Genomic DNA, 15,228 nt, shown 5'->3' with positions numbered 1-15,228 from the left:
TCGCTTGCATGATCCCCTTGAGGATTAGCTGTGGCGGCTTGCTGACGTTAAATCACGTTTCTTAAGGACAATTCGAAGATAATCTTCTCCGCCTGGCAGGAGAAGGCAATTGAAGCCTCAAGCTTAACCTCATCACCGGCGGTCTCAATGGTATAGTCAACCTGCGGCGGCTCGCTGGCGGGTGCGGCGGCTTCGGCACGTTGGCGAACGGCCGCCAGGGTGGACTCAGCCTCTTCACGGCTGACGAAGTTTTTCTCAACTCGCCATACGCAGTCCTCATTATCAATAATCGAACCTACATCAATGGCACAGCCTTTGGTACTGCATTTATCTACAACATCTTTCATTGCGGTTACCTCGTAAAATTTTCTTTAGAATAAGAATCCATTTGCGGAAAGCAAACCAATAATATTCGTATGGTTGAGTCGTTTTATCATTATACGCCACCGCGTGAAGCGACTTCTTGCGCCACCGCATGGCTACGCCCTGATTGCGCACAGATCGCGCATCCGTCCTGGCGAGAGAGCCCAAAATATCGGCAACCATTCGTGCACACCATCACACTATCCTGCGTTGAGCCTCGTCTATAGCGCTTTGCGGCGTTACCCTTGTCACAAAATAACGCCAACAAGGAGCTGCCATGGCACTGCCAGTGATTATCGATTGCGATCCGGGTCACGACGACGCGATCGCCCTCGTTCTTGCCCTCGCCTCACCCGAACTCGATGTGAAAGCCGTCACCTCCTCCGCCGGAAACCAGACACCGGAAAAAACGCTGCGCAACGTCTTGCGGATGCTCACCCTGCTTAAGCGCCCGGATATTCCGGTCGCCGGCGGCGCGCTTAAGCCGCTGATGCGGGAGCTGATTATCGCCGATAACGTGCATGGCGAGAGTGGGCTTGACGGCCCGGCGCTGCCGGAGCCGGGCTTTGCCGCGCAGGCCTGCACCGCCGTCGAGCTGATGGCGAAAACGCTGCGCGAAAGCGCCGGGCCGGTTACGATCGTTGCTACCGGTCCGCAAACCAACGTCGCCCTGTTGCTCAACAGCCACCCTGAACTGCATAGCAAAATTGCCCGCATCGTGATGATGGGCGGCGCCATGGTGCTGGGTAACTGGCAGCCGGCGGTCGAGTTTAATATCTACGTCGACCCGGAAGCGGCAGAGATCGTTTTCCAGTCCGGGATCCCGGTGGTGATGGCCGGGCTGGATGTCACCCACAAAGCGCAAATCCACGTCGAAGATATCGAGCGTTTCCGCCGTATCGGCAATCCGATATCCACTATCGTCGCCGAACTACTCGACTTTTTCCTTGAGTACCATAAGGATGAAAAATGGGGTTTTGTCGGCGCTCCGCTGCACGATCCTTGCACCATTGCCTGGCTGCTGAAGCCGGAGATGTTTACCACCGTTGAACGCTGGGTCGGCGTGGAAACGCAGGGGAAATATACGCAGGGAATGACGGTGGTCGATTTCTACAACCTGACCGGCAAGACGCCAAATACGACGGTGATGCTCGACATCGATCGCCGGGCCTTTGTCGATCTGCTGGCCGAGCGGCTGGCGTTTTACGCCTGATGGTCAAACTATCCGGCAGGCGCGAAGCCTGCCGGGTACATGATTACTCGTCAGGAGAGACGCGAACCACGACCTTACCGAAGTTCTCACCCTTCAGCAGGCCGATGAGCGCCTGCGGCGCGTTCTCCAGGCCGTCAACGACCTGCTCGCGGTATTTGATTTTCCCTGCCTGCACCCAGCGCCCCATCTCCTGCTGGAACTCCGCAATCCGGTGACCGTAATCCTGGCCGATGATAAAGCCCTGCATCCGAATGCGTTTTTTGAGGATCGTCGCCATCAGCAGCGGTAAACGATCCGGGCCAGCGGGCAGCGCGGTAGCGTTGTAACCGCTGACCAGGCCGCAGACCGGCACGCGGGCCGATGTGTTCAACAGCGGCAGCACTTCATCGAATACTTTGCCGCCAACGTTCTCATAGTAGATATCGATGCCCTGCGGGCACGCTTCTAACAGCTTAACGGCAAAATCGGGCGCGCGGTGATCGATACAGACGTCGAAACCCAGCGTCTCTACCGCATAACGGCACTTCTCGCTGCCGCCCGCAATGCCTACCGTACGGCATCCTTTCAGCTTCGCTATCTGGCCGACCGTGGCGCCGACCGGCCCGGTGGCGGCGGCTACCACCAGCGTCTCGCCCGCTTTTGGCTGGCCGATATCGAGCAGTCCCATGTAGGCGGTAAAGCCCGGCATACCGAGGATACCCAGCGCCCAGGAGGGGTGTTCCGGGTTATCGCCCAGCTTCACCAGCCCGCTGCCATCGGAAATCTCATAATCCTGCCAGCCGCCGTAGCCGAGCACCCAATCGCCGGGCTGATAATCAGCATGGTTCGACGTTACAACGCGGCTTACGGTGCCGCCCACCATCACCGCGCCAATGGCGACCGGCGGCGAGTAGGAAGGCGCGTCGCTCATCCGCCCGCGCATATAGGGATCTAATGACAGAAAGACGGTGCGCAGCAGCAGCTGCCCCGGCCCAGGAGAAGCGACCTCACCCTCTTCCAGGCGGAAGTTCTCCCCGGTCGGCTCGCCGTGCGGACGGGATGCCAGCAGCCAGCGGCGGTGGCGTTGCGGATTAAAAGCCATAACAAACTCCTCTTTTGACAAGTCTGTATTGAGGCTAGCTGCTTTCCCGTCAGCGCGCATTGACATTATGAGGCAGATTGATTGAGCCGGACGACCAGATAGACGCAGGGCTGCGTGGTTTCATTAATGAAGCGGCAGTCGTTCGGCGGCCCGAGCTCCAGACAATCCCCCGCCTGCATTTCGTGGCGCGTAGTGCCTTCGATAAACACCAGCTCGCCCTGCTGCAGCCAGATAAGCTGTCGCGCCAGGGCATAAGAAGCCGCCGGCATCGGAATATCGCTGCCCCCGGGCAGCTCCACCTGCACCAGATCGATAGGCAAATCGCTACGCGGCGACACGTGACGACGCAGATAGTGGCTCTGCGGGTCGTGCCACACCGGCTGATTAGCCAACCGCAGCAGCTTGCCTTCCTGCATCTCGGCGCGGGCGATCAGCGTCGACATACTGATGCCAAAGGCGCCGGAAAGCCGCCCAAGCATAGAGGCCGTCGGGCTGCTTTCGCCGCGCTCGATCTTGTGGATCATCGCCCGGGACGCGCCCGCCCGATCCGCCAGTTCGCTCAGCGACCAGCCGCGAGATTCCCGCTCAATACGGATGCGTGCGCTGATGCGCTGGTTCAGGTTGTCTTCTATAGTATTCATAGCGTGACACTATAGTGTAGGGCGTCTGTTTGCACAACCAGCCGAAAATGGCCGCTTATTCCGAGGAAAAGGCCCGACGTGATATTACGCCGGGCAATCTGGAGAAATCAGGGGATAATTAAACTTACATCCTTTAAGGCAATAAATGAAAAGAAAACGCCTCGACTAAATAAAGACGCGCAGGCCCACTGCGCCAAGATGATCGTCAATATTCCACGCCTCGTTATCGTTGCCCCAGGCTTTTTCGTAGCCGTATTCAAGATAGGTCACCGCGCTATTACCTAGCCAGTAATCAGTGCCTAATACCGTCGACTGGAAGTGCTGCCCGTCCATGGCATCCCCGCCCTGCGACCAGTTAAAATCAACATACACTCCCCAGGCCGGCGTGATTTTAAACTGTGAGTCATATTCCAGGCCAAGCACCGTTTCCTGGTCATCACCATGCCGGGTATTACGATCGTAATGACCGCTGGTCGCCGCTTTAACATCATTAACTTTATTCAGGTAATACGTCACCTCCGCGCCGTTATACCAGGCGTGGTCGCCGACGTTGGCGGTATATTTTGCGTTCATCCCCATGGAATATGTATTGCCGTCATAGGCATCACCGTTATTATCGGTGTAATGAAAGCAGTGACCATTCGGGCCAAAACTCTGGCAGCCGCTGGCTGACCCGCTATTTACCGTGTAATGATTATAAGCAACGGCGCTGGAGACGGAGAAGCCGTTATCCCAGCGATACTGCGCGGCGGCCGCGGCGCCGCCGTGAACGGTGGCTGAACCATCGCGGTAAGCGTCATGCAGGTTCGGGCCATCGCCATAGGCCGCAAAGCCGATGCTGTCGACGTTGTCATTACCTTGCCCCATGACGCCAAGGGTCATATTTTTATCATTAAAATAGTAGATTGCCGCGGAATTAATAATATCCGTCGACATTCCGGCGGTATCATGTTTCGCCTTTCCACCCCAGGCATAGGTTGTGTCAATGCCCAACCCCCAGTCGGTCGGCGCATATTGTTTACCGAAGGTCACTACACCATATCGATCGTTACCAATACCGGCATAAGCCTGCCGGGTATAAACATCGTTGCCCTGGTCATCTGTTGCGGAATCTAAACCATGAACGCCAGTCTCATAATAACCTACGGCATAATTACTCAGGCCGTTCAGATCAAAATTATGCCGTACGGCTACCCCCAGCCGTGAGTCATTATTCTGTATATTATGTTCCTGGCTATGATGAGAATCCGTTTTGGCCATTAAACGTACGGATCCTAAAATACCGATCGCCGTATCATCATTGCTCCACAGCGTCTCCCCTTTTGTCTGCGTTGCGGTATAAGCCGGTGCCGCCTGTAGCACATTGGTTTCAGCCGCCATGGTGGTATTGACAAATACATTACCCATAATAATTGTCAGTATCGAAGGCACTACTACTTTCATATTTTTCCTACGCGCCATTGCTTCACCCTTATCAGCAAAATGAATCCCTGCGTATAAATACGCATAATGGTATGAATGGAATATCGTTATAAAATCCACCAGAGTTATGCCGTATATTTTTCCATACGCACTCTGATTAATGACAATATATCTTCCGGGGTTAAGCTATTTCTATTGCGTAAAAATAAAAAAGGGAATGCTATCACAATGATTTGTATCATCTTCAATACAATCATGAAGTTATCGTGGCCACAACTTCATTACTAAATGTCATCAAAATATAAAACCGGTAAATAAAAATTGAAAATATGACTGTAGAGTAATAGTGATACGTTCAATCAGTTGTAATACAGGAGTTATTGATTTGAATGATGAGACAGGAGAGTCCTGGACAGAGAACCGACGGATTCGGCAAGCCAGAGGAAAAATTTATGACTAAAACAGATGACAGCCTTGCGTACATTATTGTAATAATAGCGTACTACTATAGTGTACAAGCCTGAGGGTTACCATGATCATCCGCCATGCCAGCAAAGACGATTGCGCGGCAATCGCAGAAATCTACAACCATGCGGTCGTCCATACCGCCGCCATCTGGAACGATAAAACTGTCGATACCGACAATCGCATCGCGTGGTATGAAGCCCGACAGATCGCCGGTTATCCGGTGCTGGTGAGTGAAGAAAACGGCGTCATTACCGGTTATGCTTCCTTCGGAGACTGGCGCGCCTTTGATGGCTTTCGCCATACCGTCGAGCATTCCGTATATGTCCATCCTGCGCATCAGGGCAAAGGGCTGGGCCGCAGCCTGCTGGTGGCCCTGATCGCCGAAGCTAAGCGGTTGAATAAGCACGTGATGGTTGCCGGTATTGAAGCGCAAAATGAGGCTTCTTTACATCTGCACCACACGCTGGGCTTTATCACCACCGGACAGATGCCGCAGGTCGGCACGAAATTTGGCCGCTGGCTGGATTTGACCTTTATGCAGCTACAGCTTGACGATCGCCGCGATCCGGACGGCGGCGCATGAATCAGACGCTGACCCTGGCCTGTTTGATTGCCGCCGGCATTGGGCTGGTCGTGCAAAACACCCTGATGGTACGAATTACCCAGTCCGCATCGACCATTCTGATCGCTATGCTGCTGAACTCGCTGGTCGGCATCGTGATTTTTGTCACGATACTGCTGCTGAAGCACGGCGCGGCAGGGATTCAGGAGCTGGCGGTCAGCGTAAAGTGGTGGACGCTAATTCCGGGTTTGCTGGGTTCGTTCTTTGTCTTTGCCAGCATCAGCGGCTATCAGAACGTCGGGGCGGCGACCACCATCGCAGTATTGATTGCCAGTCAGTTGATCGGTGGCCTGGTGATGGATTTACTTCGCGCGCATGGCGTTCCGCTTCGCGCGCTGATTGGCCCACTCTGCGGTGCGGTAATGCTGGTTATCGGCGCCTGGCTGGTGGCCAGACGCCAGTTCTAGCGCCTGGCTTAGTGGATCTCGCCGCCGCGGGTCAACTGCTCCCGGCGCGCTTCCTGTTCCTCATGCTGCTGGCGGCCATGATGAGCAATAGCGTTACGCAAACGCTGCTGCTGCACGTAGCGCTCTTCTCGCCCCAGCCCGGCGTCGTCGCTTAATGTAATCAGCAGTTCGTTCATATGGCTAATGACGCTTTCGGCAATCGCCGCGTCCACGCGCGCGACGACCTCATCCAGATGCGACATGCTTCCTCCTTCCGGCTTAATTAAGTTTAACTTTGGAAAAATCGCTGCCCATCAGGCTCACGCTGTATCCGCTAACGTTACTGCGCGTCGCGTAGAAGGTTTTGCCGGTTGCCAGGGTGATCCATGGGGCCTGCTGATAAAAAATCTCCTGCGCCTGAGCGTAGAGTTTAGCGCGCTCCTGCGGGTCGCTCACCAGGATAGCCTTTTTCACCAGCGCATCGTAGGGCTTATCGCACCAGCGGGCAACGTTGGAGCCGGTTTTAATGTTATCGCAGCTTAACAGGGTACCGGCAAAGTTATCCGGATCGCCGTTATCTGACATCCAGCCAAACAGCGCGCTGTCATGCTCCCCTTTGCGCATACCGGCGAGGTACTCGCCCCACTCATAGGTGACGATTTTGGCTTTGATGCCAACTTTGCTCCAGTCGTTCTGGATCATTTCAGCGATACGGCGCGAATTAGGATTATACGGGCGCTGCACCGGCATCGACCAGAGGGTGACTTCGGCCCCTTTTTCCAGCCCGGCCTGTTTAAGGAGATCTTTCGCTTTTTGCGGATCGTAGTCGTAATCGGGCAGATCTTTCTTATAGCCCAGCATATTGGCAGGGATCGGCGATTTTGCAACGCTGCCGGACTCCAGGAACACCGCTTTCACGATCGCCTGCTTGTCGGTGGCATAGTTGAGCGCCTGCCGCACCAGCAGGTTATCGAACGGCTTTTTCTCGGTATTAAACGCCAGATAGCCGACGTTGAGCGCCTCAACCGAATGCAGCGCCAGATCTTTATTACCTTTAATCACCGGGAATTGTACCGGCGACGGCGCGGGAATAATCTGGCATTCATTGGTTTGTAGCTTCGCCAGCCGTGTCTCAACGTTCGGGGTGATCGAGAAGATCAGGTGTTTAGTCGGCACTTCACCATCCCAGTAGTGCGGGTTGGCAACATAGCGGATCAGCGAATCCACCTTGTACTGCTGGAGGGCGTAAGGTCCGGTGCCGACAGGCCAGGTATCGATATACTCCGGCGTGCCTTTTTTCAGCATTGCATCGGCATATTCGGCAGACAGAATTGACGCAAAATCCATCCCCCAGTCGGCGAGGAATGCCGCATTGGGTTCGTTGAGCACAAACTGAACGTGGTAGTCATCGATCTTTTTGACCTCTTTAATCAGCTTATCCAGCCCGACGTCGTGAAAGTATTCGTATTGCCCGTGGGAAACATTGTGATAAGGATGATTCGCATCTTTCTGGCGCAGCACCGAGAACAGCACATCATCGGCGTTGAAATCGCGGGTCGGCTTAAAGAATTTATTGCTGTTGAACTGCACGCCTTTACGCAGGGTAAAGGTCCAGGTTTTGCCGTCCGGAGAGACGTTCCATTCCGTCGCGAGGGAAGGAACTGGCGTGTTTTTGACCGGATCAAAGTTTATTAGCCGGTTATACAGCACCTGAGAGCTGGCGACAAAAGAGGGCCCTGAACTGGCAATCTGCGGATTGAAGGATTCCGGAGAAGCTTCGGAGCAATAGACCAGCGTATCATCGCCCGCCGCCAGCGCGCTTGCTGCCGGCAGAAGTGCGCTCAACGCCAGCGCAATAAACGTTTTCCCTGTAAACATGGTTATAAACCTTATGAATTTGTTATAAGTCCTTTAATAACAGCACAGGGGAATTCAACCGGCAAATAATCAATTGGTATCAGGTTATGCTAAAAACCGCATTTTCGCCGATTAATTCAGCATCTCTACTCTCACTCCCCCCTCGATTTCAGTCATAAATGTGAAGCGTGCGAAAGGTTGCGAAAAAACAGGGCGATAACCGCCCGGGCGGCATCACGCGGCGGCGCAACCCGGTACACTCGGCAAATCGCAACGCCAGGAGAAACCTACAATGACAATAACCTGCACTCTCTACACCAACGGCCAGTGGCACGATGCGGAAGGCCATGCCACTTTTACCCGCTACAACCCGCTGACGCAAGAAAACGCCTCCGTTGCCAGCGCCGCCAGCCTGGCTGACGCTCGCCGCTGCGCCGATACCGCCGGCGCGGCGTATCCGCAATGGCGCGATACGATACCCGCAGAACGGCGACGCCTCCTGCTGGACGCTGCCGAAGAGATGCTGCGCCGTGAGGCGAAGTTTATTGCCGCGATGGCGGCCGAAACGGGAGCCACCGCGCACTGGGCCGGTTTTAACGTGCATCTGGCCGCCGATATCCTGCGCGAAGCCGCCGCATTGACCACGCAAATCGAAGGCCAGGTGATCCCCTCTAACGTGCCGGGAAATCTGGCGTTGGGCATCCGTCAGGGGGCGGGCGTCGTACTCAGCATGGCGCCGTGGAACGCACCATTGATTCTGGCGACTCGCGCTATCGCCACGCCGCTGGCCTGCGGAAATACGGTTATTCTCAAAGGCGCGGAGCTCTCGCCGGCGACTCAGGGGCTAATTATCGATGCCCTGGCGGCGGCGGGCTTCCCCGCCGGCGTGGTGAATTATCTGACCTGCACTCCCGCCGACGCTCCTGCGCTGGTGGAGTCTCTAATAGCGCACCCCGCCGTACGCCGCATCAACTTCACCGGTTCGACGCCGGTAGGACGGATTATCGCCCGCACCTGCGGGGAGCATCTGAAACCGGCGGTGCTTGAACTGGGCGGCAAGGCACCGCTGCTGGTGCTCGACGACGCTGACCTCGAACAGGCGGCTGCGGGCGCCGTTTTTGGCGCATTCGCCAACGCCGGACAAATCTGCATGTCGACCGAGCGCATCATTGTGGATGCGGCCGTCGCGGAAGAGTTTGTGGCGCTGCTGGCCAGGCGCGCGGCGGCCCTGCCCGCCAGCCTGCTCGGCCCGGTGGTAGAGATGAAGACCGTCACCCGCTGCAATGCCTTGATAGAGGATGCGCTGGCGAAGGGCGCGCGCCTGCTCACAGGCGGCACATCCAATTCGACGCAAATGCGCGCCACCCTGCTCGATGGCGTCACCCGGGAAATGCGCATCTGGCATGAGGAATCGTTCGGCCCGGTGAAATCGATTATTCGCGTTCAGAACGAAGCCGAAGCGCTGGCCGTCGCGAACGAAAGCGAATATGGCCTCTCGTCGGCGATATACAGTCGGGACAGCGCCCGGGCGTGGAACCTGGCGCAAAATCTGCAAACCGGCATTTGCCACATCAACGGCCCCACCGTGCACGATGAAGCGCAAATGCCGTTTGGCGGCTGTAAATCATCGGGCTATGGCCGCTTTGGCGGACGCGCGGGGATTGCCGAGTTTACCGAGCTGCGCTGGATCACGCTGCAAACGCTCCCGCGCGAGCTGCCGTTTTAAGTTTCAAGGCCGCCAATGGTTCTTGAATTCCCACAGGCGATTAAAGGCCACGTCATCCAGCTGTCGTTCTGCGGAAAAATTGCCGCGGAACGGTCGGGAGGTGGTGGCCGCAGCGCCCCATGGGGAAAGCCGATCGTAGCTTTGATCGATAGCGCTGTTGGCGATCAGCACCTGTCCGTTGGCGGTCTGCCCCGCTAAATAGCCGGTCTTGCCTGCCCCCTGATCCCAGGCGCGGCCCAGCTTTGCCTTGAAACTGCCCTGATAGCCGCTGTCGCCGGTAAAGCGGCTGTTCTTCACCAGAAAGCCGTATGGATTATCCGGCAACGTGTTCGGCGCCAGCACGTAAGCCTCGGGAGAACGGCGCGTCGAGACGGTGTGGAAATGCACATTGTCAAAGACCGCATTCGCCCGGCCGAAGACATAATCCACGTCCCCTTCGACGTAGCTGTCTTTGACGTATACGCGGCTAATGCGATCCGTCACCGCTTCATTACGCAGGTTGCTGGTATTCAAATAGAGCGTATCCTGGCGTCCCAGCAAACGGACTTTCTCCAGCTGCACGCGATCGCCATCCGTCCGCAGAGCCACCCCCTGGTGGGTACCGCCATCAACGGTATCCAGCAGACTGTTGGCTACGCTAAGATTAACCAGCTGGAAATCAGCGCTTTGCGACCACATCACCGCCGCGCAGTTGGTGCCTATTGTCTTACTGGTACGCCCGGCGCAAAGCGCATACTGGTACCAGGCGGGGTCGCCTTCACGATACTGATGCTGGCCGTTCACCTGCTCGCGATAGCGCTGCGCAGAAAATTGTGAATCCAGCGCCAGCTCAATCCTGACCTCTTCGGGCTGCTCTCCGGCACCATAAAGGGTTATCGGCGGCGCCCCTGCGGGGATATAGACCGTTTCCCGATAGATGCCTGGCTCGATACGGATATAGATACGCTCATTCTTTGCCGAATGCTGGGCTATTGCCGCATTAACCGCCTGCTGAATGCGAGAGTACGGCGCTCCCGCAAGCGCCACGCGCCAGGCGCTTTCCGTTTGCGGAAGGCTAACTGGCGATGGCGACCATGGCCCATCCGGGGCACTCAACGCGCCGCCCTGCGCAAAATAGCGCTCCATGGTGAAGCTTGCCGCTTCCGCCGCCGTAAGCTGCGGGCGGGAAGCCGTCCCGCGCGGATGTTGCGTTACGCACCCTTGCAGAAGCAGAGGCGTACAGAGTAAAGCCGAGATACCCAGGATGTTGATTATTCGCATTTCACGCTCGCCACATATAAAAGAAACAGAATATCAAAATAAATGAAATATTATTTCTTTTTGTATGTAGCGATCACGAATCAGATTTCTGCCTCAATGCTGGCATAAAAATTGTCCAGCGTGCGGGCCAGCGCCGATGGGTTTTCCCACGCCATTGAATGCCCGGCCAGCGGGAGCGCTAACAGCGGGATCCCCGCCGCGACAGTATCCGTCGCTTCTTCAGCCGGTAACGAATGCTCTCCGTAAATCAGGGCCTTAGGACAGGATAAATGGATAAAGCGGGTAAACCAGGACGGATTAGCGCCCTTCACCAGGCTGGACGCTCCGCGCCACACCGCCCACGGAGCGCTGTTTTGCAGGCAACCGGCCCAGGGCGAGGTTTCGGCACTGAGCATCTCGGCATAGCCCCTGGCAATAAAGCGCTCTTCGGTTTGTTCCGCGATGCGCCTGCTGTACATCCCGCCCCCGGGATAGAGATTGGGTTCGGCCACCAGCAGCCCCAGCACCCGTTCGGCGAGCCGTTCTGCGGCTTCAATCGCCACGCTGCCGCCCATGCTGTGACCATACAAGTAGCAGCGCGTTAGCCCTAAGCAATCCAGAAGCTCAACTATCACTCCGGCCTGATCGCCAATGCGATAGCCGAAAGATGGCGGCTTGTCGCTGTAGCCGTATCCGGGTAAATCGACCAGAATCGTTCGCCGTCCGGCCAGCGCAGGATCGGCGGCCACGCGAGGATAGTCATAGGTTGAGGCGCAGCCCAGGCCGTGGATAAAGATAATCGGTTCACCGCGGCCGGGCAGGTCCAGCCAGCGCACGTTGCCGCCGGCCTGAGAGGAATAGAAACTGTTCATCGAAGATCATCCGTTAGTTGAGCCTGTTTTTTTATACAGTCATCACTAAAAGTTAGCCATCGATTTTTCAATCAGAACAAAGAGACCAGCAACGCCATGGGAAAGCTGAACGGCCATGTCGCGCCAATCAGCAGCGCCGCCAGCAGGCGGATCCAGCGGCTCTCTTTCGTTAAGAACCAGCTTATTACCGCGCAGATACAGCCCATAACTGCATAAAAAACCAGCATTTTCTGGTACAACGTCATTTTTCTTCTTCCTTCCCTGAGAGGCATTTTCGCGTCAAGCGATGCCTTTTCGTACCCCAGCGTACGTCAGAGTTTATGGCATAATAAAACGAGTCACGGCTTTAATTTTCAGAAATACGCCCGATTCGGCTTAGTCCGATAGCGCAACCTTTGACCTCGTACTATAACTGTAGAGGCTAATTCATTAAGGTGGCGTTATGGATGTTTCCAGCAAAACCGTCCTTCTGATAAATGTCGGCGCAGCGCTTGCGCTAATCGGCCTGTTGTCCGTTCGTTTTGGTTGGTTTTAGCGATTTTACTCAGCAATGAAACCTAAAAAAGCAGCCTTTGAAGGCTGCTTTTTTACGATTTAATAGCGCCAGCCTCAGCTGCAGAGGCGTGTTGTTGCACCGTCATCAGCTTCTGCAATTCAGGATCCCACGCCGGTAGCAGGTCAACTTTTTCACTGTCCCACGCGGCCGCAGCGCAAACCGCTTCTGCTACGCCCTGTTTTTCACAATCAACAATCTGTTTAGCGGGAAAATTCCCGTAAAGCATCGCTGTGGCGCAGGCCACGAAGAGAAAACACGCTATTTTTTTCAAAACTATATCAACGTCGAAGCAACAAATTGCGCCGAATGTTCGCATGAGCGGCTATATAAAGTCAAACCCGCTTCCCTGCCCCACCAGCCGTCATCATCGCGCATTATTTAACATAAACATTACATATTTGCTAACTTTAAAGGGGAGCACGAAAATATCAATGGCGGTAAATGAATATCTCTTGCCTTTCAGAACTTATTCTCACAATCCGCAGTTAATAACACCTTTATTTATAGGGTTATATATTTGATGGCTTAAGTTTAAATAAGCCTTATTTGCCGCAATCAGCGCTGCGCGCTATTCTCCGAAGCTCACGGGCCTTTCCTGTCGCAGGGCAATTGTTCACTATTCTTTATCCAATCATCAGCATTGAGCCAAGAGGCGATCATCATAATTAGCGGGTTCAATGGCGGCCAGGATACAGTAAAACGGGTTAAAAAGATAATACATCATTATTTATCAATAGGTTATAAAACCAAAATAGCGATAAAACTTTTCTCTCGACTTTAAATGATAAGAAATATCATTTGCCTTGTTTCGCATAAAATCATACATTCATAATTACAAGTTATGCGAAGCTTGTTTTTTACTCATTGCTTTTTGAGGTGGTACATGTCCGGAATCGCCGTGCTTATTGTGGCGTTAATTTTACTTATTGCTGCAATTTATAATCTTTTTTCTTATGTTCGCGAGCGTCGTCAATCAAGTTTACCGAGCAAAAAAAACAAACGTTAGCCTGTTAATCATTTGCCAAAAAATAAATAACGCCGTACGTATTTAATTTCTGATGACCTGATATCAGGCAAAATCACAGCAACAAGTTAATATCTCCAGCGCAACAAAAAGCCCCTGCATTGCCTGCAGGGGCTGGCGAACTTTTCCGTCAGTTAACGAGAGGACCCGGAAGAGCGCATCCCTCGCCCCGAGGACTAACCGGCCCCACCCGGCGCTTATCTCCGGCACTCATCATGGCTTAGCTCTTGAAGGGGCTTAAGAATATTCTCATAAACGCACGCTTCTGTTTTAACATTTTTTGCTATGGTAACTATTAGCAGGCTAATCTGAATCACTCATCCTCTACCCGTGCTTGATCATCACATGACGGATGGTCGTATAATCCTCCAGGCCATACATCGACATATCCTTGCCGTAGCCGGAGAGCTTCTGCCCGCCATGCGGCATTTCGCTAACCAGCATAAAATGCGTATTGACCCAGGTACAGCCATACTGCAGGCGGGCGCTGAGCCGGTGCGCTCTGCCGACATCGCGAGTCCATACCGACGAGGCAAGACCATATTGGGAATCGTTGGCCCAGCACAGCGCCTGCTCTTCATCGCTAAATGCGGTGATGCTGACAACCGGACCAAAAACCTCCCGCTGCACAATCGCATCGTCCTGCTTCGCCCCTGCCAGCAGCGTGGGCTGGAAGTAGTAACCATTGCCCGGCGCTTTGCTGCCGCCGGTCACCACCTGAATATGCGGCAAGGCACGAGCCGCATCGACGGCGGCGCTGACCCTGTCCAGATGCGCCTGCGAGCTCAGCGGGCCCAGTTCGGTCGTTTCATCGTCCGGCGGTCCAATCTTCAGGCTGGCGACCGCCGCGCCGAGCTTTTCCACCAGTTGGTCATAGATTCCGGCCTGCGCGTAAATGCGGCAGGCGGCGGTACAGTCCTGACCGGCGTTATAAAACCCAAAGGTCCGTACCCCCTCCACCACCGCGTCAATATCCGCATCATCAAAAACGATAACCGGCGCCTTCCCGCCCAGCTCCATATGGGTTCGCTTAATCGACGCCGCGGTATGGCCGATAATATGCGCGCCGGTAGCAATCGAGCCGGTTAGCGACACCATGCGAACCCGGGCATGGGCGGTCAGCGGATCGCCGACGGTTGCTCCGCGCCCGAACAGAACATTAAGCACCCCGGCGGGGAAAATCTCCTGCGCCAGTTCACCTAACTTCAGCGCGGTGAGCGGAGTGATCTCAGAGGGTTTTATTACCACGCAGTTGCCTGCCGCCAGCGCTGGCGCCAGTTTCCAGGCCGCCATCATGAGCGGATAGTTCCACGGCGCGATAGAAGCCACCACGCCGACCGGATCGCGGCGGATCATCGAGGTGTGGCCTTCGAGGTATTCACCTGCCGCCATACCCGGCAGACAGCGCGCTGCACCGGCGAAAAATCGGAAAACATCGGCAACCGCCGGTAGCTCATCGTTGACCACGCAGTGCAGCGGTTTGCCGCAGTTCAACGACTCCAGTTGAGCCAGCTCCTGGGCATGTTCAGTAATCAGGTCCGCCAGCCGCAGCAGGCATTCGGCGCGGGTTTTCGGCGTCGTCTGACTCCAGCCGGCAAAGGCCAGGTCAGCGGCGTCAACCGCGGCATCAACCTGCGTCGCCGAGGCCTCCGCAATCGACAAAATCTCTTCGCCGGTGGCTGGATTAAACACCGGCACAGTCTCGCCTTCGCCAGCCACTAACTTACCGTTTATCAAAAGGTTATTTTGCATAGCATT

The 15,228-nt window shown here is 55.1% G+C and carries 17 protein-coding genes; 6 read left to right on the top strand and 11 right to left on the bottom strand.

Annotated elements, in window-relative coordinates; genetic code table 11:
* Positions 1–47: 47 nt before the first annotated feature.
* A complete protein-coding gene (locus tag ACSIPU_RS00955) occupies positions 48–347 on the bottom strand; it encodes a DUF406 domain-containing protein (protein ID WP_017145949.1) in 300 nt (99 codons plus the stop codon).
* A 293-nt stretch (positions 348–640) separates the two neighbouring features.
* Here ACSIPU_RS00955 and rihA point away from each other — a divergent pair, with 293 nt between their 5' ends.
* Entirely contained in the window at positions 641–1,576 is a 936-nt protein-coding gene (gene rihA, locus ACSIPU_RS00950; protein WP_004101849.1) for a pyrimidine-specific ribonucleoside hydrolase RihA, read from the top strand.
* A gap of 43 nt (positions 1,577–1,619) precedes the next feature.
* On the opposite strand, the gene ACSIPU_RS00945 is transcribed toward rihA, so the two are convergent.
* The 3 genes from ACSIPU_RS00945 to ACSIPU_RS00935 all read right to left on the bottom strand — a co-directional run bounded on the left by ACSIPU_RS00945 (position 1,620) and on the right by ACSIPU_RS00935 (position 4,759).
* Positions 1,620–2,657: an NADP-dependent oxidoreductase gene (locus tag ACSIPU_RS00945; RefSeq protein WP_004112778.1), complete on the bottom strand. Its 1,038-nt coding sequence runs from the start codon at positions 2,655–2,657 to the stop codon at positions 1,620–1,622.
* Positions 2,658–2,722: 65 nt separating this feature from the next.
* Complete coding sequence (locus tag ACSIPU_RS00940) at positions 2,723–3,298, bottom strand: helix-turn-helix domain-containing protein (protein ID WP_004101846.1); 576 nt, start codon at positions 3,296–3,298, stop codon at positions 2,723–2,725.
* 165 nt (positions 3,299–3,463) lie between these two features.
* Positions 3,464–4,759: a porin gene (locus ACSIPU_RS00935; RefSeq protein ID WP_049101312.1), complete on the bottom strand. Its 1,296-nt coding sequence runs from the start codon at positions 4,757–4,759 to the stop codon at positions 3,464–3,466.
* Positions 4,760–5,252: 493 nt separating this feature from the next.
* On the opposite strand from ACSIPU_RS00935, the gene ACSIPU_RS00930 reads away from it, so the two are divergent.
* Together ACSIPU_RS00930 and ACSIPU_RS00925 are read left to right on the top strand one after the other, a co-directional pair.
* Positions 5,253–5,771, top strand: a complete 519-nt coding sequence (locus ACSIPU_RS00930) for a GNAT family N-acetyltransferase (protein ID WP_004101840.1) — start codon at positions 5,253–5,255, stop codon at positions 5,769–5,771.
* Entirely contained in the window at positions 5,768–6,217 is a 450-nt protein-coding gene (locus ACSIPU_RS00925; protein WP_004101838.1) for a DMT family transporter, read from the top strand. The genes ACSIPU_RS00930 and ACSIPU_RS00925 overlap by 4 nt, the downstream gene beginning before the upstream one ends.
* 8 nt (positions 6,218–6,225) lie before the next feature.
* On the opposite strand, the gene ACSIPU_RS00920 is transcribed toward ACSIPU_RS00925, so the two are convergent.
* Entirely contained in the window at positions 6,226–6,459 is a 234-nt protein-coding gene (locus tag ACSIPU_RS00920) for a DUF2526 family protein (RefSeq protein WP_004101835.1), read from the bottom strand.
* A gap of 16 nt (positions 6,460–6,475) precedes the next feature.
* Entirely contained in the window at positions 6,476–8,074 is a 1,599-nt protein-coding gene (locus tag ACSIPU_RS00915; protein ID WP_016807850.1) for an ABC transporter substrate-binding protein, read from the bottom strand.
* A 271-nt stretch (positions 8,075–8,345) separates the two neighbouring features.
* On the opposite strand from ACSIPU_RS00915, the gene ACSIPU_RS00910 reads away from it, so the two are divergent.
* Positions 8,346–9,779, top strand: coding sequence for an aldehyde dehydrogenase (locus ACSIPU_RS00910; protein WP_004112770.1), 1,434 nt, complete (start codon positions 8,346–8,348; stop codon positions 9,777–9,779).
* Between the two features lie 3 nt (positions 9,780–9,782).
* Here ACSIPU_RS00910 and ACSIPU_RS00905 read toward each other — a convergent pair whose 3' ends face one another.
* The 3 genes from ACSIPU_RS00905 to ACSIPU_RS00895 form a co-directional block, all read right to left on the bottom strand.
* A complete protein-coding gene (locus ACSIPU_RS00905) occupies positions 9,783–11,039 on the bottom strand; it encodes a putative acyl-CoA thioester hydrolase (protein ID WP_049101315.1) in 1,257 nt (418 codons plus the stop codon).
* 80 nt (positions 11,040–11,119) lie between these two features.
* Complete coding sequence (locus tag ACSIPU_RS00900; protein WP_049101317.1) at positions 11,120–11,890, bottom strand: alpha/beta fold hydrolase; 771 nt, start codon at positions 11,888–11,890, stop codon at positions 11,120–11,122.
* 71 nt (positions 11,891–11,961) lie between these two features.
* On the bottom strand, positions 11,962–12,135 hold the full coding sequence (locus tag ACSIPU_RS00895; RefSeq protein WP_004101823.1) for a GhoT/OrtT family toxin: 174 nt from the start codon (positions 12,133–12,135) through the stop codon (positions 11,962–11,964).
* A 197-nt stretch (positions 12,136–12,332) separates the two neighbouring features.
* Here ACSIPU_RS00895 and yncL point away from each other — a divergent pair, with 197 nt between their 5' ends.
* Positions 12,333–12,425 carry a stress response membrane protein YncL gene (gene yncL, locus ACSIPU_RS00890; protein ID WP_004101822.1) on the top strand — a complete coding sequence of 31 codons (93 nt, stop codon included), beginning with the start codon at positions 12,333–12,335 and terminating at the stop codon, positions 12,423–12,425.
* 52 nt (positions 12,426–12,477) lie between these two features.
* Here yncL and ACSIPU_RS00885 read toward each other — a convergent pair whose 3' ends face one another.
* On the bottom strand, positions 12,478–12,762 hold the full coding sequence (locus ACSIPU_RS00885; protein WP_016807852.1) for a hypothetical protein: 285 nt from the start codon (positions 12,760–12,762) through the stop codon (positions 12,478–12,480).
* Between the two features lie 567 nt (positions 12,763–13,329).
* On the opposite strand from ACSIPU_RS00885, the gene ACSIPU_RS00880 reads away from it, so the two are divergent.
* Entirely contained in the window at positions 13,330–13,452 is a 123-nt protein-coding gene (locus ACSIPU_RS00880) for a small membrane protein (protein WP_004101819.1), read from the top strand.
* A gap of 342 nt (positions 13,453–13,794) precedes the next feature.
* On the opposite strand, the gene patD is transcribed toward ACSIPU_RS00880, so the two are convergent.
* Positions 13,795–15,222 carry an aminobutyraldehyde dehydrogenase gene (gene patD / locus ACSIPU_RS00875; RefSeq protein WP_016807853.1) on the bottom strand — a complete coding sequence of 476 codons (1,428 nt, stop codon included), beginning with the start codon at positions 15,220–15,222 and terminating at the stop codon, positions 13,795–13,797.
* Positions 15,223–15,228: the final 6 nt, after the last annotated feature.

The sequence above is a fragment of the Klebsiella sp. HN106 genome (assembly GCF_051209435.1).
Taxonomy (GTDB): Bacteria; Pseudomonadota; Gammaproteobacteria; order Enterobacterales; family Enterobacteriaceae; genus Klebsiella; species Klebsiella oxytoca.
This window is presented reverse-complemented; position numbering and strand designations above follow the sequence as displayed.

Coding starts and splice junctions, on each gene's coding strand:
- ACSIPU_RS00885 (WP_016807852.1), bottom strand. CDS start 12,762: ATGCGAACATTCGGCGCAATTTGTTGCTTCGACGTTGATATAGTTTTG.
- rihA (WP_004101849.1), top strand. CDS start 641: ATGGCACTGCCAGTGATTATCGATTGCGATCCGGGTCACGACGACGCG.
- ACSIPU_RS00880 (WP_004101819.1), top strand. CDS start 13,330: ATGTCCGGAATCGCCGTGCTTATTGTGGCGTTAATTTTACTTATTGCT.
- ACSIPU_RS00940 (WP_004101846.1), bottom strand. CDS start 3,298: ATGAATACTATAGAAGACAACCTGAACCAGCGCATCAGCGCACGCATC.
- ACSIPU_RS00895 (WP_004101823.1), bottom strand. CDS start 12,135: ATGACGTTGTACCAGAAAATGCTGGTTTTTTATGCAGTTATGGGCTGT.
- ACSIPU_RS00915 (WP_016807850.1), bottom strand. CDS start 8,074: ATGTTTACAGGGAAAACGTTTATTGCGCTGGCGTTGAGCGCACTTCTG.
- ACSIPU_RS00930 (WP_004101840.1), top strand. CDS start 5,253: ATGATCATCCGCCATGCCAGCAAAGACGATTGCGCGGCAATCGCAGAA.
- ACSIPU_RS00900 (WP_049101317.1), bottom strand. CDS start 11,890: ATGAACAGTTTCTATTCCTCTCAGGCCGGCGGCAACGTGCGCTGGCTG.
- patD (WP_016807853.1), bottom strand. CDS start 15,222: ATGCAAAATAACCTTTTGATAAACGGTAAGTTAGTGGCTGGCGAAGGC.
- ACSIPU_RS00935 (WP_049101312.1), bottom strand. CDS start 4,759: ATGGCGCGTAGGAAAAATATGAAAGTAGTAGTGCCTTCGATACTGACA.
- ACSIPU_RS00910 (WP_004112770.1), top strand. CDS start 8,346: ATGACAATAACCTGCACTCTCTACACCAACGGCCAGTGGCACGATGCG.
- ACSIPU_RS00945 (WP_004112778.1), bottom strand. CDS start 2,657: ATGGCTTTTAATCCGCAACGCCACCGCCGCTGGCTGCTGGCATCCCGT.
- ACSIPU_RS00920 (WP_004101835.1), bottom strand. CDS start 6,459: ATGTCGCATCTGGATGAGGTCGTCGCGCGCGTGGACGCGGCGATTGCC.
- ACSIPU_RS00905 (WP_049101315.1), bottom strand. CDS start 11,039: ATGCGAATAATCAACATCCTGGGTATCTCGGCTTTACTCTGTACGCCT.
- ACSIPU_RS00925 (WP_004101838.1), top strand. CDS start 5,768: ATGAATCAGACGCTGACCCTGGCCTGTTTGATTGCCGCCGGCATTGGG.
- ACSIPU_RS00955 (WP_017145949.1), bottom strand. CDS start 347: ATGAAAGATGTTGTAGATAAATGCAGTACCAAAGGCTGTGCCATTGAT.
- yncL (WP_004101822.1), top strand. CDS start 12,333: ATGGATGTTTCCAGCAAAACCGTCCTTCTGATAAATGTCGGCGCAGCG.